General features: G+C 58.4%; 19 protein-coding genes. 8 read left to right on the plus strand and 11 right to left on the minus strand.

The features are described from left to right. Positions 1-14 precede the first annotated feature (14 nt). Entirely contained in the window at positions 15-1,418 is a 1,404-nt protein-coding gene (locus tag CKA81_RS13360; protein WP_128355721.1) for a surface lipoprotein assembly modifier, read from the plus strand. Between the two features lie 19 nt (positions 1,419-1,437). Here CKA81_RS13360 and nusG read toward each other — a convergent pair whose 3' ends face one another. Further along, positions 1,438-1,980: a transcription termination/antitermination protein NusG gene (nusG, locus tag CKA81_RS13365; RefSeq protein ID WP_128355722.1), complete on the minus strand. Its 543-nt coding sequence runs from the start codon at positions 1,978-1,980 to the stop codon at positions 1,438-1,440. 517 nt (positions 1,981-2,497) lie between these two features. Here nusG and CKA81_RS17480 point away from each other — a divergent pair. The 4 genes from CKA81_RS17480 to CKA81_RS13385 all read left to right on the plus strand — a co-directional run bounded on the left by CKA81_RS17480 (position 2,498) and on the right by CKA81_RS13385 (position 4,698). Continuing rightward, positions 2,498-2,755 carry an NYN domain-containing protein gene (locus CKA81_RS17480; RefSeq protein WP_317135172.1) on the plus strand — a complete coding sequence of 86 codons (258 nt, stop codon included), beginning with the start codon at positions 2,498-2,500 and terminating at the stop codon, positions 2,753-2,755. Between the two features lie 56 nt (positions 2,756-2,811). Then, a complete protein-coding gene (rffG, locus tag CKA81_RS13375) occupies positions 2,812-3,870 on the plus strand; it encodes a dTDP-glucose 4,6-dehydratase (protein ID WP_128355723.1) in 1,059 nt (352 codons plus the stop codon). Between the two features lie 298 nt (positions 3,871-4,168). Beyond that, entirely contained in the window at positions 4,169-4,378 is a 210-nt protein-coding gene (locus CKA81_RS13380) for an antitoxin MazE family protein (protein ID WP_128355724.1), read from the plus strand. After that, positions 4,375-4,698, plus strand: a complete 324-nt coding sequence (locus CKA81_RS13385; RefSeq protein WP_128355725.1) for a type II toxin-antitoxin system PemK/MazF family toxin — start codon at positions 4,375-4,377, stop codon at positions 4,696-4,698. Before CKA81_RS13380 ends, CKA81_RS13385 begins: the two co-directional genes overlap by 4 nt. 27 nt (positions 4,699-4,725) lie before the next feature. Here the strand turns inward: CKA81_RS13385 and CKA81_RS13390 are convergent, their stop codons facing one another. The 4 genes from CKA81_RS13390 to mdeB all read right to left on the minus strand — a co-directional run bounded on the left by CKA81_RS13390 (position 4,726) and on the right by mdeB (position 9,687). Further along, positions 4,726-5,013, minus strand: coding sequence for a hypothetical protein (locus tag CKA81_RS13390; RefSeq protein WP_128355726.1), 288 nt, complete (start codon positions 5,011-5,013; stop codon positions 4,726-4,728). A 172-nt stretch (positions 5,014-5,185) separates the two neighbouring features. Then, positions 5,186-6,127, minus strand: coding sequence for an isoaspartyl peptidase/L-asparaginase family protein (locus CKA81_RS13395; RefSeq protein WP_128355727.1), 942 nt, complete (start codon positions 6,125-6,127; stop codon positions 5,186-5,188). Then, the gene (locus tag CKA81_RS13400; protein WP_228255722.1) at positions 6,124-7,023 is read right to left on the minus strand and encodes a DMT family transporter; all 900 of its coding nucleotides are present in this window, start codon (positions 7,021-7,023) and stop codon (positions 6,124-6,126) included. Before CKA81_RS13400 ends, CKA81_RS13395 begins: the two co-directional genes overlap by 4 nt. A 57-nt stretch (positions 7,024-7,080) precedes the next feature. Further along, positions 7,081-9,687, minus strand: coding sequence for an alpha-ketoglutarate dehydrogenase (mdeB, locus tag CKA81_RS13405; RefSeq protein ID WP_128355728.1), 2,607 nt, complete (start codon positions 9,685-9,687; stop codon positions 7,081-7,083). A gap of 131 nt (positions 9,688-9,818) precedes the next feature. On the opposite strand from mdeB, the gene CKA81_RS13410 reads away from it, so the two are divergent. Further along, positions 9,819-10,328, plus strand: a complete 510-nt coding sequence (locus tag CKA81_RS13410; RefSeq protein WP_128356804.1) for an Lrp/AsnC family transcriptional regulator — start codon at positions 9,819-9,821, stop codon at positions 10,326-10,328. 1 nt (position 10,329) lies between these two features. Here the strand turns inward: CKA81_RS13410 and galE are convergent, their stop codons facing one another. Beyond that, positions 10,330-11,346: a UDP-glucose 4-epimerase GalE gene (galE, locus tag CKA81_RS13415; RefSeq protein WP_128355729.1), complete on the minus strand. Its 1,017-nt coding sequence runs from the start codon at positions 11,344-11,346 to the stop codon at positions 10,330-10,332. A gap of 352 nt (positions 11,347-11,698) precedes the next feature. On the opposite strand from galE, the gene infA reads away from it, so the two are divergent. Then, positions 11,699-11,956: a translation initiation factor IF-1 gene (gene infA, locus CKA81_RS13420; RefSeq protein ID WP_013744218.1), complete on the plus strand. Its 258-nt coding sequence runs from the start codon at positions 11,699-11,701 to the stop codon at positions 11,954-11,956. Positions 11,957-12,053: 97 nt separating this feature from the next. Then, complete coding sequence (gene pgi, locus CKA81_RS13425; protein WP_228255723.1) at positions 12,054-13,652, plus strand: glucose-6-phosphate isomerase; 1,599 nt, start codon at positions 12,054-12,056, stop codon at positions 13,650-13,652. Here the strand turns inward: pgi and CKA81_RS13430 are convergent. From CKA81_RS13430 to CKA81_RS13450, 5 genes are all read right to left on the minus strand, one after another. Then, positions 13,633-14,727 carry an ABC transporter ATP-binding protein gene (locus CKA81_RS13430; protein WP_128355730.1) on the minus strand — a complete coding sequence of 365 codons (1,095 nt, stop codon included), beginning with the start codon at positions 14,725-14,727 and terminating at the stop codon, positions 13,633-13,635. The genes pgi and CKA81_RS13430 overlap by 20 nt on opposite strands. Next, a complete protein-coding gene (locus CKA81_RS13435) occupies positions 14,720-15,679 on the minus strand; it encodes an NAD(P)-dependent oxidoreductase (protein ID WP_164878406.1) in 960 nt (319 codons plus the stop codon). Before CKA81_RS13435 ends, CKA81_RS13430 begins: the two co-directional genes overlap by 8 nt. Before the next feature lie 14 nt (positions 15,680-15,693). Further along, on the minus strand, positions 15,694-17,172 hold the full coding sequence (locus CKA81_RS13440) for an ABC transporter permease (protein WP_164878407.1): 1,479 nt from the start codon (positions 17,170-17,172) through the stop codon (positions 15,694-15,696). A 236-nt stretch (positions 17,173-17,408) separates the two neighbouring features. After that, positions 17,409-18,377, minus strand: a complete 969-nt coding sequence (locus CKA81_RS13445; RefSeq protein WP_128355733.1) for a fumarylacetoacetate hydrolase family protein — start codon at positions 18,375-18,377, stop codon at positions 17,409-17,411. Positions 18,378-18,432: 55 nt separating this feature from the next. After that, complete coding sequence (locus tag CKA81_RS13450) at positions 18,433-19,545, minus strand: ABC transporter substrate-binding protein (protein ID WP_128355734.1); 1,113 nt, start codon at positions 19,543-19,545, stop codon at positions 18,433-18,435. Positions 19,546-19,699: the final 154 nt, after the last annotated feature.

The following is a 19,699-nucleotide window of genomic DNA, read 5'->3' on the forward strand; positions in this document are numbered from 1 at the left end:
CCGGCACATAAACTATGCAAACCAAACACTGGAAACGACGCGCCAGCGTGTCGCTATCGACACTTGCGGGCCTGGCTATGACGGCCACCTTCGCGGCAGGCGCCGCAAACGCCCAGAGCAGCGCATCAGCGACCGTCACGGCTCAACGCAACGCCCTGGCCCAGTTGATGCTGGAAGAGAATCGGCCCGGGGCCGCCTGCATCATACTGAAGCGCGCTGGCGGCGCAGCGACCGCAGATGCCAACAGCCTGTACCTGCTGGCGCGCTGCTCCGATGCTTCAGGCAACACGCAAGAGGCCATTGCCTATTACCGCCAGTTGATCGCCTTGCTGCCCAATGCCACGCGCCCCCGAGCCGAACTGGCAGCCCTATATGTGAAAGCCGGTCAACCCGGGCTTGCCGGGCCCCTGTTTGCAGATGCAGCGCGCGTCGGGCCTGGCGACGAAGCCTCGCCCATTATGCAAAACCTAGCCGAACGGCTGGGCGCCAACGATCCGGCGGCGTTGATCGCCGGCACGGCAAGCAAGCCCTGGGCAATCGAGCTATTCGCCGGCCTTATACACGACAGCAACATCAACGGCGGCCCAACGTCTGACATCGTCCCCGCCGTGGTGGGCACCACCCCGATACAGTTTCGCCTGGTACCCGAAGCAATGCCCAAGTCGTCTTGGGGCGCCAACACCAGCCTCAATGGCAGCTATGCCCACCGGCTTAGTCCGCGCTTCTCGCTGCTGTTCCAGGGCGGCGTATCGCGCACCGACTATTTCGAAGATGCCAACTTTACGAACGACAGCCTGACGCTGGCCACGGCACTGATCTACCGCAACCAGCAGCATGGGGTATCGGCCAGCCTGCAACCGAGCATCCGGTACATACGCCAGGATAGCCGTCTGCAAGAAGCGAACACTGGTGTGGTCGGGCGCGTGTCCAAGGCTGTGATCCACAAGGTGAACCTTACCTTCAGCACCGGCTATTTCGATCGGCGGGTACAAGTAGACAGGCGGCGCGACGCCCACGGCTTGCATGCCGGTTTGGGCGTTAACACCCAATTGATTCCTGATTGGAACTTGGGCGCGGAATACGTGTTGCAGCGCGAACATGCCAACGAAGACGTGTTCTCGCGACGAACCAACGGCCCATCCGTGTATGCCGTCTGGAAAGCGCGGCACGATCTGGAATTTATCGCCAACTATCGCTACACCAATGTCACTTATGACAAAGCCATGGCCTTCTTTCCCGATGTACGGGACGACCGTCAACAGACTGTCGGCCTGACCGCGCTATGGGATGTAAGCCGATGGGCGGGCCGCAACCTGGTGGTACGAGCCCAGTACATGCATGCGCGCAATCGCTCTAATGTGGCGTTCAACGACAACCAGCGGGACATCTTCATGATGGGTGTGCAAACGCGGTTTTAGGCGCTATGGGCGCTTGCCGCTACAGCGCTTCAATCTGCCTGAAGTCCACCTTCAGCGACTTCTGCCGACCCAGTATCTGCAGCAGCACCGTAACCCGCTCGGACGATACCTCTTGAACCAGGCACTCCAGGCCCGACAGCGCCGGATCGCGCAGGCGAACCCAACTGCCCGGCTTGTAAGGGCTGACCTCTTCCAGCCCCGCCTCGTTGCGCAGGCTTTCCGCAAGCCGGATTGAATCCAGTAGATCCAGGGGGACCTGAGCAAACGTATTACCAAACATCACCACAGTAGACACACCCCGGGTCGAGCGCAGCGTACCCATGGACTGCTGAGCGCTGGTCGGCCTGAAGAAAATATAGCGCGGAAACATGGGCTCGAAAGTCAGCAACTTTTCGGTTGCTGCCTTATCAGCCATCTGGCGGGGTTTCTTGAATGTCTTGAACAAGGGAAGATACACCTCGAACCCTTGGCGTTCGAGGTTATCTTTGGCGACGTTCTCTTGGCGCGGCTTGGTGTAGGCCACATGCCAGGGGGTCGGTTGATCGGCGGCGGGTGCTGTCATGCTGCTTATTTTACGCGTTCCGTATTGAGCCGAAGTACTCCACCGGAGGATCAAAATATCCATAGCTCTAGATATTTGCCAGGGATTTCCGTATAATTTCCACATCAAGCCCTTAGCAGTAAGCGCCACACACATCCCGTGACCGCCGAACCTCTGGGCTTTTCTTTTGCCCAACGGGGTCGTACGCTATGACTGCAGCGATACTGATTGATGGCGCTTACTTCATCAAGCGATTTCGTGCTATCGAGCCGCACAATCTATACGATGGCAAAAGAGCTGCAGATTTGGCCTGTAGATACGCACTCATGCACTTAAGCGAGAAGAAGCGAAATTCAGACATCAACTTCACCACGCCTTACTAAAAAAGAGGAAGCTAGCTCTGCGGTTGGGTAACCTGACACATGCTGACTGGAGGCTTAAACCTGCAAGCGCGACAGATTTGTTAAAAGGCAAGAAAACGCTTGAGGAGCTTACGGACGCTGACGTTGAGCTTGACCTTCGCCAGAAGGGTGTGGACATGCGAATAGGCTTGGATATCGCCTCTTTGACGTTTAAACAACAAGTCTCCAAAATTGTTCTAGTCGCTGGCGATGCTGACTTTGTCCCAGCAGCCAAGCTCGCGCGGCGCGAGGGAATAGACTTTGTTTTGGATCCCATGTGGCGTCCCATACCCGATGACCTCAACGAGCATATTGACGGCCTGCGTTCGGTATGTCCTAGGCCAGATCCCAGATCTCGCGGTAGCGCCCAAGTAGTTGAGTCGGGCGAAGCCTAAACAGTCGGCACCAGACCTGCACCTACAATTAACCTCGTTACGCTAGAAGAAAATTCATGAAAATCCTTGTCACCGGCGGTGCCGGCTTTATCGGCTCGGCACTGGTCCGGCATATTGTCCGCGACACAGGCGATGCCGTTATCAACGTGGACAAGCTTACCTACGCCGGCAACCTGGAGTCTCTGGCGCAAGTGGCTGGCAGCGACCGCTACGCTTTCGAACAAGTCGACATCTGCGATCGTGGGGCGCTGGACCGCGTGTTCCAGCAACACCAGCCGCATGCGGTGATGCATCTGGCGGCGGAATCGCATGTGGACCGGTCTATCGATGGGCCGGCAGCTTTCATCGAAACCAATATTGTGGGCACTTACACCCTACTGGAAGCCGCAAGGCAATACTGGGCCGGCCTGCAAGGTGCCGCCCGCGACGGCTTCCGCTTCCATCATATTTCTACGGACGAGGTATACGGCGACCTGGAAGACCCGGAAGACTTGTTTACCGAAACCACGCCATACGCCCCCAGCTCGCCCTATTCTGCCAGCAAGGCCAGTTCGGACCATCTGGTGCGAGCCTGGCGTCGCACTTATGGCTTGCCCACCATTATTACCAACTGCTCCAACAATTACGGGCCTTATCACTTCCCCGAAAAGCTGATCCCGTTGATGATCTTGAATGCGTTGGAGGGCAAGCCCTTACCGGTCTACGGGAAAGGCTTGCAGGTGCGTGACTGGCTATACGTCGAAGACCACGCCCGTGCGCTATACAAGGTAGTAACCGAGGGCAAGCTGGGCGAGACTTACAACGTGGGCGGTCACAACGAAAAGCGGAATATCGAGGTAGTGCTAACCATTTGCGATTTGCTGGAAGAGCTCGCCCCCGCCAAGCCGGCGGGCGTGGCGCAATACCGGGATCTGATCACCTATGTGCAAGACCGCCCCGGCCACGACATGCGCTACGCCATAGACGCCAGCAAGATCCAGCAAGAGCTGGGCTGGACGCCGCAAGAGACCTTCGAATCAGGCATCCGGAAAACCGTGCAGTGGTACCTGGATAACCGAGAATGGTGCCAGCATGTGCAGGATGGCAGCTATCAGCGAGAGCGGCTGGGCTTGTAGTTGATAGTTTCCGCCGCCTTTCGTTGGCTGGATCGCGACCTAAACCAGCTCATCCGCACATCAATCTTCACTTCGCGCGAAGTCGGCAAGATCTTATAGCCGTTCGTGCGCCTGGCATCAACTCGAGTCTCTACTGGCTTTCAGTTTGGCCACTACATCGGCCAATGATTCGGTCTTGCCAGCGTCAAGCTCTTGATTCCCTAATGCTGAACCGCTGTGCAAGCAACGCCTGCATATTGTTTAATCGCTCCATGCAAGGTAACATGTAACCCCGCTTAGCCACTTTAACAGGACGACCATGCCGACGATAAGCAAAGTAGAGCGCCATCGCGCCAAGCTGCGCGCTGCAGGTCTGCGCCCAATTCAGATGTGGGTTCCTGACACTCGCATACCCGAGATCGCGCAGCAGCTTCAGCAACAATGTCGCCAGCTAAAGAATGATCCAGCCGAGCACGACATGTTGGGGTTCGTCGAAGCGGCTGCTGCGCAAACTGAAGGCTGGCAGTGACTGTTCGTGGCGATCTAGTAACAGTGTCTTTACAAGGGGACTATGGCAAGCCTCGCCCGGCCTTAATCATCCAATCCAATCTCTTGGCTGAGCTGGAAAGCGTAATCGTATGCCCGATTACCAGCGAGCTGCGTAACGCCCTCTTTCGCATCACGATAGAGCCGGACTTGAGCAATGGGCTGCAAGCCCTGTCTCAAGTCATGGCAGATAAGATTGCAACTATCCCTCGGGCGAAAATAGGCAAAACCTTCGGGCGGATAGACGACGAAAGAATGCGGGCGGTCGAGCGAGCGCTGGTGCTAGTAACCGGAATTGCCTGACCCCCCACTCGCTGTGCCGCTGCTACCTCAGCGTCGGCCCCGGTGGTGTTTCTTATGGCCGCGCCCGCGACTGCGGCTTTCCTTGCCGCGGTATTGACGATCTTCAGTCAGGACGTTGCCCAGCAACCCGCCCGCTGCTGCACCACCTAAGGTATACAGAGGATCGCCGCCAGTTACCACTGCACCGGCAGCGGCACCCAGACCGGCACCCATCAAGGTATTGCTAGTCTTGCGGTCGTGGTGCGCACACCCGACCAATGTGAGGGCCAACAATCCGACGGTGGCGACGCGAACAAAATTACGATGCAGCTTCATGACGACTCCTATTAATGTCAGTGAAGCCAGCGTAGTCAGCCTGATCTAACCGGGCAAGGCGAAAACGTCAGTTTGCAGCAGCGTGAAATAACTACGGCCGTATCGGTCTGTTCTGTAATAGTTCTGCAGCAACTCTGTAACTGCTCGTAGCGGAACGGCAGGGCCTATAGCTTCAACGGTAAATTTTCACCACCGCATCCTGCCCCACCCGCACATAGCCGCGATACATGCCCTGCGTATTGAACCGCATGGCGAGATTGCCCTGCGCGTCCACGGCAATCAGTCCGCCCGCTCCGCCGACGGCTGGCAGGCTATGCGCCACGACATGGCGCGCTGCGTCGTCCAACGAAGCCCCGCCATACTGCATCCGCGCCGACACGTCGTAGGCGGCGACAAGGCGCATGAATGCTTCGCCGGTGCCGGTGGCCGACACGGCGCATGTTTGATTATTGGCATAGCAACCGGCGCCAATAATGGCGGTATCGCCGACGCGGCCGGGCCGCTTGTTGGTCATGCCGCCAGTGGAGGTCGCGGCGGCCAGGTTGCCATAAGCGTCCAATGCCACTGCACCGACGGTGCCCATCTTCTTGCCTTCGTCCAGCGGGGCGTCGTGGTCCAAGGCGATGGTGGCTTCGCCGGTACGGCGCACGCGCTCCAGTTGTTCACGGCGTGCTGTGGTGGAGAAGAAATCGGGCGGGACGATTTCCAACCCGTGCTGCGCACCAAACGCTTCGGCGCCGGCGCCCGCAAACAAAACATGCGGGCTGTGTTCCATGACGGCGCGCGCTGCCAGAATGGGGTTGCGCAGTGTGCTGACGTTGGCCACTGCACCGCAGGCAAGCGTGCGCCCATCCATGATGGCCGCGTCCAGCTCGTGCCGTGCATCGCTGGTAAAGACAGCGCCACGACCGGCATTGAATAAGGGGCATTCTTCCAGCAGGCGCACGGCCTCGGTGACGGCATCCAGCGCACTGCCTTGCTCCGCTAAAACACGACTGGCACCCTCTAGCACTGCCAGCAAGGCCGTTTCGTACTCTTGCAATACCTGCGGGCTGGCAGAAACGCGCGAGATAGCGCCCGCGCCGCCATGGATGACCAGCACCGGCGTCATCATCGAACCCTCGGCCGGCGGGTACCCAGGTAGGTCCCCAGCAAAATGCCGACCAGGCCCACCAGATGCCACCACGAGAACGGTTCGCCCAACAACAGCATGGCAAAGCCCACGCCAAACACGGGTATCCAGTACTGGAACACGGACGTGCGTGCCACGCCGAGTTCGGCGATGGCGCGATTCCAGATCACGTTGCAAACAGCGGTAGCCATCACACCCGAGAAGATCATCAGCAACCAGGGCCACACGCCAGGCGCGGCCAGTACCGCCAGATCAAGGGGGACGCTGCTGAAGGAAACGTGCACGCACAGGAAGACAGCGCCTATGGTGTAGATGATGCAACTGATGGTCAGGGCATTGAACTGCCGTGCCAGATCCTGGATTAACAGGCCGCCGCCCACGAAGCTGAGCATGGCGGCAAAGATCAAGACATCGCCCCAGGTGGGGCCAGATAGCGCCGCCCCCTGGCCGCTGAAGACCACGGCAAACACGCCGCCAAAGCCCAGCGCGATGCCCAACACGCGCACGCCGGTCAGCGTTTCCCGGAAAATCAAGGCGGCCAGCAGCGAGGCCACCAAGGGGCTAAGTGCCAGGACAATCGACGAGTTCGTGGCGCTGGCGGTCTGCATGCCGGTCGTGAACATGATCTGGTTGGCGTAAACCATCAGCACGGCGCATAAGGTCAGGCGCAGCCACTGGCCCGATGTAATGTCCAACAGCGGCATGGGACGGCGCGTCCAGACGACGGCGATGTTGATAACCACAGCCGCCATGATCATGCGAATGACGGCGATAAGCAGGGGGTCGAAGTAATCCGTCAGCACCTTGATGGCGGAGATGTTCAAGCCCCAGATGGCCATGATGCCGATCAGAATCAACTGCATTGTTGCGGGTTTCATTCAGGGGCGAGCGCTTTCTTTTGGGGTTTTCCCGAAAGCATATCAGGTCGCCCAGTGCTATGCCAATGAGCGCAGGGCCGCCTGCTCGATGGCATTGGCATCAACCTGAAAGAATTTCCGTAGTGCAGCGCGGGTGTCGCTGCGACCAAAGCCGTCGGTGCCCAGGGTGACATACCGGCGCCCTGGCGGCAGATAGGCCCGTATGGATTCGGGCAGCAGGCGCACGTAGTCGGTGGCCGCAACTATGGGTGCTGGGGAGCCTTCCAGCAGGCCGGTAATGTAAGCCTGCTGGTGGCCCTGGCCGTCTCGTGCCAACTCTGTCCAACTGGTCACGCTGTACACGTCGCTGGCGATGCCGCGCGCGGCCAACTGCTTTGCCGCCTGCAGCACTTCGGTGAAGATGGCGCCCGAGCCCAGCAGCACGACCCGCTGCGGCGCGGCGCCCCCTGCCAAGGCGGCCGCATCAGCTTCGACGCGCTCGAACAGATAGGCCCCGCGCAGCACAGCCTCTGCCGCTCCGTCCGGCAAGGGCCGCTGTGCATAGTTTTCGTTGGTGATGGTGATGTAGTAGAAAACATCCCGCTGCTCGGTAACCATTTCGCGCATGCCGCGATCAACAATAACGGCCAGCTCGCCGGCAAAGGCGGGGTCATACGATTTGCAGTTGGGGATGGTGCTTGCCATCAGGTGGCTGCTGCCGTCCTGGTGCTGCAGGCCTTCCCCGGCCAAGGTTGTGCGGCCGGACGTTGCGCCGATTAGGAAGCCGCGTGGGCGTTGATCGGCGGCGGCCCAGATCAGGTCGCCCACGCGCTGGAAGCCAAACATGGAGTAATAGATATAGAAGGGCAGCATGGCGATGCCGTGCACGCTGTAGCTGGTGGCTGCGGCCACCCAGCTGGAGATCGCGCCCGCTTCGCTGATTCCTTCTTCCAAAATCTGGCCATCGATGGCTTCGCGATAGCTAAGGATGGACCCAATGTCTTCGGGTTCGTAGCGCTGGCCGACGCTGGAATAAATGCCCACTTGCTTGAACAGATTGGCCATGCCAAAGGTGCGCGCTTCGTCCGCCACGATGGGTACGATGCGTGGCCCCAACTGTGCATCGCGCAGCAGACCGCCCAGCATGCGCACGAAGGCCATGGTGGTGGACATCTCGCGGCCGGCCTCCTTGGCAGCAAAGCCGGCATAGTTGTCGATGGCCGGCAGGTCCAGCACGGGAGCAGCCGTGTGGCGTACGGGCATGGGCCCGCCCAGGGCCTCCCGCCGCTTGCGCAGGTACTGCAGTTCGGGGCTGTCTGGCGTCGGCTTGTAAAAGCTTAAGCCCAGCGTCTGTTCGTCGGTCAAAGGCAGCTTGAAGCGATCGCGGAAGCCAAGCAAATCGGTGTCTTCGAACTTCTTGTGCGAGTGAGTCGTCATGCGGCCCTGGCCGGCGCTGCCCATGCCGTAGCCCTTCTTGGTATGCGCCAGTATCACCGTAGGCGTGCCGGTATGCGTGGCGGCCGCCGCATAGGCGGCATGGATCTTGACCAGGTCATGGCCACCCCGACGCAAGGCGTCGATCTGCTCGTCGCTCATGCCTTCAACCAGCTGCGCCAGCTCGGGCGTCTGCCCAAAAAAATGTTCGCGGTTATAGCGGCCGTCTTTGGCGGCAAAGGTTTGCATCTGGCCGTCCACCGTGTTGGACAAGGCACGCATCAGGGCGCCACTGTGATCGCGTGCGAACAGGCCGTCCCAGTCGCTGCCCCACAGCACTTTGATGACGTTCCACCCAGCGCCCTGGAACAACCGCTCCAGCTCGTCGATGACCCGGCTGTTGCCGCGCACCGGGCCGTCCAGTCTTTGCAAGTTGCAGTTGACGACCCAGACCAGATTGTCCAGACGCTCGCGTGCGGCTAGCGTCAAAGCGCTCATGGATTCGGGCTCGTCCATTTCGCCGTCACCAAATATGCCCCATACCTTGCGCCCGGTGCAGTTCAGCAGGCCTCTGTCGGTCAGGTAGTGCATGAAGCGCGCCTGATAGATGGAGCTGATGGGGCCTATGCCCATAGAGCCAGTGGGAAACTGCCAGAAGTCCGGCATCAGGTAAGGATGGGGGTAGCTGGATAGCCCGCGCGCCCCATGTTGCGGAGCAGTAAGCTCTTGCCGATAAAAGGACAGGTCTTGCTCGGTCAGCCGTCCTTCCAGGTAAGCGCGGGCATAAACGCCCGGTGCGCTATGCGGCTGCAAGAAGACCAGGTCGCCGCCATGCTGTTCGGACCTGGCATGGAAGAAATGGTTGAAGCCAACCTCGAACAGATCCGCAGCGCTGGCATAGCTGGCAATATGGCCGCCCAGCTCTCCGTACGCGGCGTTGGCGCGCACCACCATGGCCAGCGCGTTCCAGCGCATCAATGCACCCAGCTTCTCTTCCATGGCCAGGTCGCCCGGGAAGGCTGCTTGTTGCGCCGCCGGTATGGTGTTGACATAGGGCGTGCCCAGCGTGGGCCGCCAGCGCACGCTCTGGCTGGCAGCCAGCCGAGCCAGCTCGTCCAGCATGAAGGCGGCGCGCTGCGGGCCATGGGCTTCGACCAAAGACTGGAAAGCCTCATGCCACTCCGCTGTCTCTTCGGGATCGATATCAACGGCGTTGGGCAGCAACATGTTGGTAGGGATGGGAGAACTCATGGCCAAGGTCCAGAATGATCAGATGACAACGCCCTATTCTCCGATAATCAAGGCAGCATGTGCTTTTGATGCTGCCAAGCTTACCGGCAGAATTCAGCATAAAATGCCGCATGAACGACAATACTCGGCAGATGAAACTGGATGCAACCGACCTGAGGATACTGGGCGAGTTGCAACGCGACGGCTCGCTTAGCAATGTAGAGCTCGCCAAACGCGTGCATCTGTCGCCATCGCCCTGCCTGGCTCGCGTCAAGGCACTGGAGGCGGCCGGCATTATCGTGCGCTATGTTGCCCTGGCCAACGCGGCGGCCCTGGGCCTGGGACTTAACGTGTTCATCTCTATCAGCCTGAAGTCGCAAGACAAGGAAGCCTTGGCCAACTTCGAACAACGCATTGCCGAGCACGACGAAGTGATGGAGTGCTATTTGATGACTGGCGATTCGGACTACCTGATCCGGGTGGCTGTGGCCAACATCGGGGCGCTGGAACACTTCATTCTGGAGCAGCTTACGCCCATACCCGGCATCGACAAGATACGCTCCAGCTTCGCACTGAAACAGGTGTCGTACAAAACCGCCCTGCCGCTGGCGCATGGCCACAAGGACAAAGCCCATACACGGCAATACCGGCACAGAGCCTAAGCTACTTGCGTTGGGCGCGCTGGGTTTCCCAGCGCCAGGCGTCGGCACACATTTCATCGATCTCTTTGGTGGCCCGCCAACCTAGCGTCTGATGAGCCAGTTCGGTATCGGCCCAGCAAGCCGCAATGTCGCCAGGCCGACGGGCCACGATATCGTAAGGCACAGGCCGACCGCTGGCCGCCTCAAACGCGCGTACCATCTCCAGTACCGAATAGCCCTTGCCCGTGCCCAGGTTTACCGTCAACAAGGCCTGCTTGGCATCCAGGCAATGACGCAAGGCGGCCACGTGGCCTGCGGCCAGGTCCATTACGTGTATGTAATCGCGTACGCCCGTGCCATCCGGGGTGTTGTAGTCGTTGCCATACACCTGCAGGCTGGGCCTATGGCCCGTGGCCACTTGCGCGACATAAGGCATCAAGTTGTTGGGCGTGCCTTGCGGCGCTTCGCCTATCAGGCCGCTGGGGTGGGCACCGACCGGGTTGAAATAGCGCAAGCGCGCCATGCGCCAGCCGTCTTCGCTGGCATGCAGATTGGCCATGATGTCTTCCACCACCAGCTTGGTATGCCCATAGGGATTGGTGGCGGATCGAGGATGGTCTTCGGTCAGTGGCAGCTTTTGCGGATCGCCGTAAACGGTGGCCGAGGAAGAAAACACAAAGCAGCGCACCTGAGCCCGTTGCATGGCCGCCAGCAACTGGACGCTACCATGCACGTTGTTGTCGTAATACGCCAGCGGTATGCGTGTGGATTCGCCCACGGCCTTCAGGCCGGCAAAGTGCAGCACAGCAACGATGTCATTACGCTTGAAAACAGTGTGCAAGGACTCGGCATCGCATACGTCGCCCAGCATGAACTCGGGACGAGTGCCCGTGATGGCAGCAATCGAGTCCAGAACCGCCATGCTGCTATTGCACAAGTTATCCAGTATCAAGACCCGATACCCGGCCTGCTGCAGGGCCACGGTAGTGTGACTTCCTATGAAACCCGTACCGCCAGTAACGAGGATGGTCGAAGACATGTTGCGCACTCTGAAGAAGGCAAAGCGCCATTATCGCGTATGTATGACGCGACGTCCCATGCACTGAACGTCGCATATGACATAAAAAACTGGCTTTTGCAAGCCCGCCATGCTAACATTGCTACTGGTGTGTATTGGTAATTACCCCAAGCAGTGCTAAAGCTAAATACAGCCGCACATTGCACCAACGCACAACTCCATACACGGCCACTTTATGGCCGCAGCACCCAACGCCAACATGGCGTTACGAAGCACCTGTTCGCCCTTTAGCCGCCGTCGGCGGTCTGTCGGATGATACGCAGCGCGAGTCCGGCGCGATGGTGCTTTCCTTAAATTTTTACAGGAAACATATATGGCTAAAGAAGAATTGATCGAAATGGGTGGTCTCGTAACTGAAGTTCTGCCCGACTCTCGTTTTCGTGTCACCCTGGATAACGGCCACCCCGTTGTCGCGTACACCGGCGGAAAAATGCGCAAGCACCACATCCGCATTCTGGCAGGCGACAAAGTCTCGCTGGAAATGTCCCCCTACGACCTCAGCAAAGGTCGCATCACCTTCCGCCATATCGCCGGTCGTGCACCAGGCGGCCCCAGCCAGCGTCGCCGTTAAGCACTGAAACAGCCGGAGACACGGCTTGCATTTTGCATAAACGGCAGTCCTGAAGGCATTACAATCGATTAACGATCGACATGCCGAAGGAACGCCGGTGACCAGCAAACAAACTGCCACAGATTACTCGCGAGATCTCCCCGAGCAACCGACACTAGCCGGCTTGCCCGAATGGATTGCCTTCGAGAAAGCGGCTTCGGCAGTCACCATCGACGTCAATGCATTGCGCGTCATCAGGGCCGCCGACATCGACATCGATATCAGCGGACAAGGTAGCTCACCCGGGCTTGCCGCTGCCTCCGAGGCCTTATTGCTTGCGCGCGATTTTCCGCAGATGCGCGAACGCCTGCTTACGGGCGGCGTCGCCAACGTCACGGAAGAGCGCGCCGCCTGGCACAGCGCCTTGCGCGCCCCCGCCCCCACCGAAGAAATAGCCGCCGAGCGTCAGCGGCTGAATGCATTCGTGCGTATGGCCGACTCGGAACGCCGTTGGCGCAACATCGTGCATATAGGCATCGGGGGCAGCGACTGGGGTGTGCGCCTGGCGGTCAGCGCATTCGGCTACGCTGGCACCTGGCGGCAAGTGCACTTTGTAGCCAATATTGACGGCCACGCCATCGAGGGTGGTTTGGCGGGCTTCGACCCGCACGACACCCTTATTGTCCTGGCGTCAAAATCCTTCACCACGGCCGAGACGTTGCAGAACGGCCAACGGGCCATCGAGTGGCTGCAAGGCTCTGGCGTCAGCGACCCCTATCAGCAAGTGGTCGCCATTACCGCACGCCCCGATGTCGCGCGCGAATGGGGCGTACCCGACACCCATATTTTCAAGTTTTGGGACTGGGTCGGCGGCCGCTTCTCCTTGTGGTCGGCTGTCAGTCTGACCACCGCCCTGGCGGTCAGCGCGGATGTGGTTGCCGGCATGCAGGCAGGCGCCGCCGCCATGGACGCGCACTTTGCGGAAGCCCCGTTTGCCGAGAACGCCCCAGTGCAGATGGCCTTGTCGGGCATCGTCAACCGCAGCGTCCTGGACTATGGGTCGCTGAACATCGCGCCCTACGACTTCCGCTTGGCCAACCTGGTGCCCTACATACAGCAGTTGGAAATGGAGTCACTCGGCAAGTCGGTGAACCTGGCGGGCGAACCCGTGGGCGTGCCCACCGGCCCCGCTGTGTGGGGCATGCCGGGCACCGACGCGCAGCACACCTTCTTTCAGTGGCTGCACCAGGGCAGCGACGGCGCGCCAGTTGACTTCATCGTATGCCAACACGCCGACCATGGCTGGCCAGAGCATCATAAAAGCCTGCTGGCCAACTGCCTGGCCCAGCGCGAGGCCCTGCTGACAGGCAAGAGCTTTGAAGAAGTCTTGCAAGACAGTCTTAACGAAGGTGTACCGGAAGAGCGCGCACGCTGGCTAGCCCACCACAAAGTCCATGCCGGCGGACGGCCATCCAACCTTATCGTCTTGCCGCGTTTATCTCCTTACACGCTGGGGGCCTTGCTGGCCCTTTACGAGCACAAAGTGTTTGTGCAGGCGGTGATTTGGGGCATCAACCCGTTTGATCAGTGGGGCGTAGAGTACGGCAAGATGCTGGCGAAAGGTATCGCGGGCGAGCTGTCCGGCAAAGCGGCAGATCCCAAGCACGATGCCTCGACGACGCATTGGGTAAAGAGGTTTAAAGAGTCGCTGCGGTAATGGGAATGCAATGGATGGACTCAGGGGGAAGCCTGACAATGCAGGCGGCTCCCGACTGAAAGGCATCCGACAAGGCCATACGCGCGCGTAGCGTTACCGCTCCGTCCTTGCCATTGATCGTCACATCACACTCGCAATACTCACCGACGTATCTTATTTCGGTAACCGTGGCGCTAAAACTGTTGGGCACGCCGTTGAGGGTCGACGGAAGATGAAGCTCTATGTGTTCCGGCCTGACGAAGCAAGCGACGTCGCCCGTTGCAGGAAGCGTGTCGACGCTCAACACCCCGATGGGGGTGGACACCGTATGTGAGCCTTCCGCGCGGGTGCCCTGCAGACGATTTGCATTACCCAGAAACTGCGCTGAAAAGATCGTGGATGGGCGCTCGTAGAGCTCGCGTGGATCGTTGACCTCCAACACTTCGCCGCCCGACATCACGGCAATTCGATCGGACATCGCCAAAGCTTCGTGCTGATCGTGCGTGACCAGCACAGTGGTGATACCCACCTCGCGCTGCAAACGTCGTAGCTCTACGCGCATCTGCCCACGAAGTGCGGCATCCAGGTTACTAAGGGGTTCGTCCAGCAGCATTACGTCCGGCTGCGCGACGATTGCGCGGGCAAGTGCTACCCGTTGCTGCTGCCCACCACTGAGTCTTGAAGAATAACGATCGGCAAAGGCCTCGAGTCCCACCACCTCCATGGCATGCATGACTTTGGCTTTTAGATCGCGTTCGCCGCGGCAGCGCAAAGGAAAAGCAACATTCTCGAAGACAGTCATATGGGGCCAAATCGCATACGACTGAAACACCATGCCGATATTGCGCTTGTTCGGACCCGTGTTGAGCCCCCGATGAGAATCAAACACAGCCGCCCCACCGATGCGGATAGCGCCCGCGTCGGGATTCTCGAGCCCAGCGATACACCGCAATAAGGTCGTCTTGCCGCATCCGCTAGGACCCAGCAAAGTGAAAAATTCGCCATCGCGCACATCAAGCGACACGCCTTTAAGAGCGGGTACCCGGGAACCAGGATACGTCTTGACTATGCTTTCCAACGAGATCATTTCAGTCATCACCGTCCTCGACACTGTACAAGGGCGCCTTGCCGTCACGAATGCGATTCACGTTAAGAGCCACCGCGTCGGCCAAGGCATGCAGACAATCGACACTCGCGCCAGCGATATGTGGAGTACAGAGCAAGTTCTTAAGTCCTTCGAACTCCGCTGGATTGAAATTATCCTCGTCCCAAAATACGTCGATTCCCGCGCCCGCAATCCGCTGTTCGTCTAGAGCTCGCAGCAAAGCAGCTTTATCGACGATTTCCCCTCGGGCGATATTGATAAAATAAGCCGAGGCCTTCATGGCATGGAAGACCTTGTTATCGATCGTGCCGCGCGTTCCCCGATTAAGGGGTAGATGCAGCGATACATAGTCGGCAGCGGAAAGCATCTCTTGCATATGCGCCGCTGGCCAAGTTTGCTTAATATAAGCGTCGGCACCGTCCAAGTCGGACAGGTTGCGCTTACTGGCAAGGACCTCCATGCCAAACGAATACGCCATGCGGGCCAATTGTGCACCCGTACCGCCGACACCAATCAATGCCAATGTTTTGCCAGCCAGTAATTGAGTCTCGGGAAAGCCCAGCCGCCCTTCTCCGAATGCCTGCTGCGATTCAATCTGCCGCTTGGCAAGGGCCATCATGAGATAAAAGGCGTGCTCCGCCACGACCACGTCCGACTTCGATATCGACGAGGGCACGCGAGCTACCGGTACACCCCGGGAGCGGGCATACGCGATGTCGACATCCACGATATGCTGTCCGTACCGCTGAAGGAGCTTCAGGCGGGGCGCAGCGTCGATGACTTCTTTCGTAATGGGTACATCGCGCAGCAATAGCACCTCAGCATCGGCTACCTGGTCTCCAAGTGGGCGCGAAAAATCGGCCTCAGTGACGACATCGTCCGGCAGTTGGGCGGCAAGATAATTGTGAGGGTCGAGGCCCGGCGCCGCTTTCAGTATTTTCACGCAGTGATCTCCTGTTAAACCTTGGCAAGGGGTACGGCATGACGCACGCCCAATCGTCGATTCAGGACACTAATGGCGACAAGCATCAGCATCAGCCCTATCATCACCATCACGGTGTAGGCAGCCAGCGTATTGGTATTGCCCCCCTGCCACATGTCCAGCACCACTACCGAGAACACCTCATTGCCGGGAGTAATCAGAAAAAGCGATGCGGCGTACTCTCGGAATGACCGGAGCGACACGTAGATTGCCGCTGAGATCAGCGTGGGGGCGATGAGCGCCAGAACCACTCTTTGCAAGACCCTGGACCAGCTTGCGCCGGCCACGCGCGCGGCCTCTTCAAGTTCGGGATGCAGTTGCACGAGACCTGAGGCACACATGCGGATGGAATACGGCAAATGAAGGATGACGTAAGCCAGCATGAGTATCCATGGGCTGGCATATATGCCAACCGGAATCGTCAGAAACAGCCACATTAAACCGACCCCGACGATCATGCCGGGCACTGCGATGGGCAGCGTACCGATCTGCTCGCTGAGCATCATCATTCTGAAACGATCATCGCTACGCAGCTTCAGCCATGCCACGGTTGCGCCTATGGCGGTCGTGATAACTCCCGCTACCGAACCTATCCAAAAACTATTCCAGATGGCTCGCATGGCGGGGCCGTAATTCAACGCGTTGCCAAAATTTTGCCAAGTAGCCGTCTTTAGGCTGTCCAGCGTGGGTACTTGTGGATATGGCATGAAGGCATTCCATATCAGTATCAGTATCGGTAGGCCCGCCGTCAGCATGACAACAAGAAACATGGCCGCGTCGACCCAGACACGATAGGGGCCGAGCTGGAAACGCCTGGGGTTGAAGGACTTGCCCCGTATCGTGGCGTAGCGATCTTTGCTCCCCATCAATCTGTTGTAGATCACGATGGCGACGGCTGTCATGGCCAACAACAGAATGCTGTAGAAGCTTGCCGCACCGTAGTTCGTAGGTATTTTTGTGGACGCGAGATAGATCTCGGTGGAGTACAGAAATATCTTCGATGGCAGGCCGATCAATATCGGCACCGACAAGGCACCAAAGCTGTATATAAAGAACATTAGCCATGCGCCGAGCAGGGCGGGCGCAATCGACGGCAAGGTTACCGCCAGCATGGTCCGGCAATGCGAGGCGCCGCTGATCCGTGCCGCCTCCTCGAGATCCGGGTTCATGGAGCGGAACACCGGCTGCAGCCACAAGAAAGCCAGCGGTAGCTCTTGAAGGATGCCCACTAATATCATGCCGTGAAAAGAATAGACATCGAATAGCGGCGTCGTGGCGCCGGTGATGCCCTGGTACATCTGATTGAATAAGCCGCTGCGCGGCGACAACAACATGATCCACGCGCTCACCAAAGTTACCGCCGGCATGAGTACCGGAATCACCGAGAACACTTCGGCATAGCGCGAAAAGCGGCAATTCGTGCGCTCCACTGCGAATGCCAGGAAGATACCCATTATTAGCACCAGGCTAGCGGTGCAGGCGGCATAGATCAGCGAATTGAGCAGCGATCCGAAAAGATACTTATTTGAAAAGGCTCGCTCGGCATTATCAAAGGAGAATGACAGGGCGGCTCCGGGCGGCTGCGATGAGAACGCACTTACTAATAGAACAAGCAGCGGAGGCAGAACAAGCAAGCTCACTACAATCAGACTGGCCGCTTGGGCCAATCTGATCGGAGCAAGCCAAGATCTCACAGTGCGGCAGTCCATTCGCGACGAGCGATACGACTGCGCAACACACCAATACCTTCGATTTCGCATTCGATGGTTTGTCCGGGCCTCAGCCATTTCCCGCAAACCAAAGCGTTGCCACTGGTGCTTCCCGTAGCCAGGATGTCGCCCGGCGATAGCGTCATGTAGCGTGATACGAACGCAACAATACGCTCTACCGGCCACAACAGCCCCGCCGTGGTGTCGTCCTGGCGCACCTCTCCGTCTACCGTTGTACGGATATGCAAAGCATTGGGGGACTTCGGCAGATATTCGGACGGTGTAATGCAAGGACCCAAGGGCGCGAATGTATCGCCGGCCTTGCCGCGAGGAGAATCATAGCGGCCCGTCCAGGATGGTATGTCGCGCACGCAAGCGTCGTTCAGTATGGTGTAGCCGAAAATATAGCGCGACGCGTCCGCCTCTTCGATGTCGGAACAATGCGCGCCGATAACAATAGCGAGCTCGTTCTCGTAATCCCATTGTTCGGAATCGGGTGGAAACCTGATCTCGTCATCGTGGCCCACCAAGGATGCGGGCGATTTCAGGAAGGAGATCTTCACATCCTGGGGCCATTCTTCTTTTGGCAAGCCCCATTCAGTCAGATACCGGGCGTACGAATTACCGCAGCACACTATCTTGATCGGGTCGGGGTTCGCAGCAAGCAGAGTGGTTTGAGCAAGAGGCCTGGCAATGCCTAGGGCGGCAAGACGGCCACGCTCTTGCTGGGCATAAGCCATCAACGGCTCGAAACGCCGCATATTGCCGCTGTAAAGTCTTATGAAATCATTAAGGCTGTCCGGGATGCACGTTCTTGCTACGTGGGCGGCGTTGCCCACCCGCTCTCGGTCTTGCAGGTACAAGCCATAGGACGCTTGGAAGTCGACAACATTGTCACCCTCCAGAAAACCGATGCGCGCCAGGGGGGCGGCAAAGCTGACTAACTTCATAAGTCTTCCTCGCTAATGAAACGAAAACGGAATTGCACGTAACGGTCGACAACAGTTAGCGGCGCAGGAATTGTTCTTCTGTCGAGCGGCTCAGCTCTTCAAACCGTTCCGGCGAAATCGGCTGGAAGATGGTCAAGCGTGGCAAGGCCGCCAAGTCGATCTCATACGTGCCTTTGTTGTTGCCAAATAAGCGGCCTCCTTCTGCTTGGTCAATGGCTTCTAAGGTATTCGCACGAGTTAACACTTCCATAAACAGCGCAGCCGCATAGGAATTGCTGCCGCCGTCGATCACCGACACGGTAATGCCCTGGCCCAACAGCGGGTCTTGCATGACGAAGTCGATCGGTGCTCCCTGGAATTTCAAGCGGACCGGCCGATGCGCCCCCATATTCCAAGCAACGTCGATCTCACCTTGGGCCAAGCCGTCCGCGAGCGAGGCAATACTTGGATACAAGCGATTGTCCAGTTGTGCAAGCCTATCGACGAGGTTCTTTGCGCTTTGCTCCCCAAGAGCGTCGTTCAGCCCCGATACCAGCGCTGGCAGATGCGATGTGGTGCCTACTCGCCCTTTCCATTTTGGATCGGCAATTTGCTCCAGCGTCTTTGGCGCTTCCTCATTCTTTACGCGGTCAGTACGCCACGCGATGGTCGATGGCAACACCTCGTAGGCAACTGCCGTCCAGCCGTCCTGGCCGCTACCGAAAACAAAGCCCGAATCAAAGTCTTGCCAGCTCGTGGGCTCATATGCTCCCAGTGAGTCCTTGAGCAAATCCAGCCAACCTACGCTCGAAATGGCAACGTCGCCACCGACCCGTTTAGCCCGCGCTTCGGTGTTAACGCGCTGCACGATTTCCGGCTCGCGCAGGCGTACAAAGTCAACCTTCATATCCGGGTATTGCTTATTGAAGAAACTAATTAGCACGTCGGCTCTATCAATTCCCAAGGCACCATAAACGGTCAGACGACCTTCCTTGCGAGCTTGCGCTTCCATCACTTCAAGACGCTTGGTTGGCTCGAGGCTATTAAGATACGTCCATACTTCCGGCGAGCCCGACGGCGGCGCCTCGGCGGCGAAGGCCGGACCGCGTAAGAGACCGCAGAACAAGAATATAAGTAAGGACCAACGCGCCCATCGAAGGGGCTTGCGGGTTAAAGATGTCTCTGCCATGTAAATCTCCTTGAATCTTCAATACGCACGCCAGGACTAAACCAGCGGTCGCCACGGTGATATTACGGAGTGGAACTACGGCTAATTATTTTTTATACTCAATTGATTGTATGGTCTTACCCCTCCTTTGAATATTTGAAAATTTCTTCCGACA

Origin of the sequence: Pollutimonas thiosulfatoxidans (assembly GCF_004022565.1) — a bacterium.
GTDB classification, from domain to species: domain Bacteria; phylum Pseudomonadota; class Gammaproteobacteria; order Burkholderiales; family Burkholderiaceae_B; genus Pusillimonas_D; species Pusillimonas_D thiosulfatoxidans.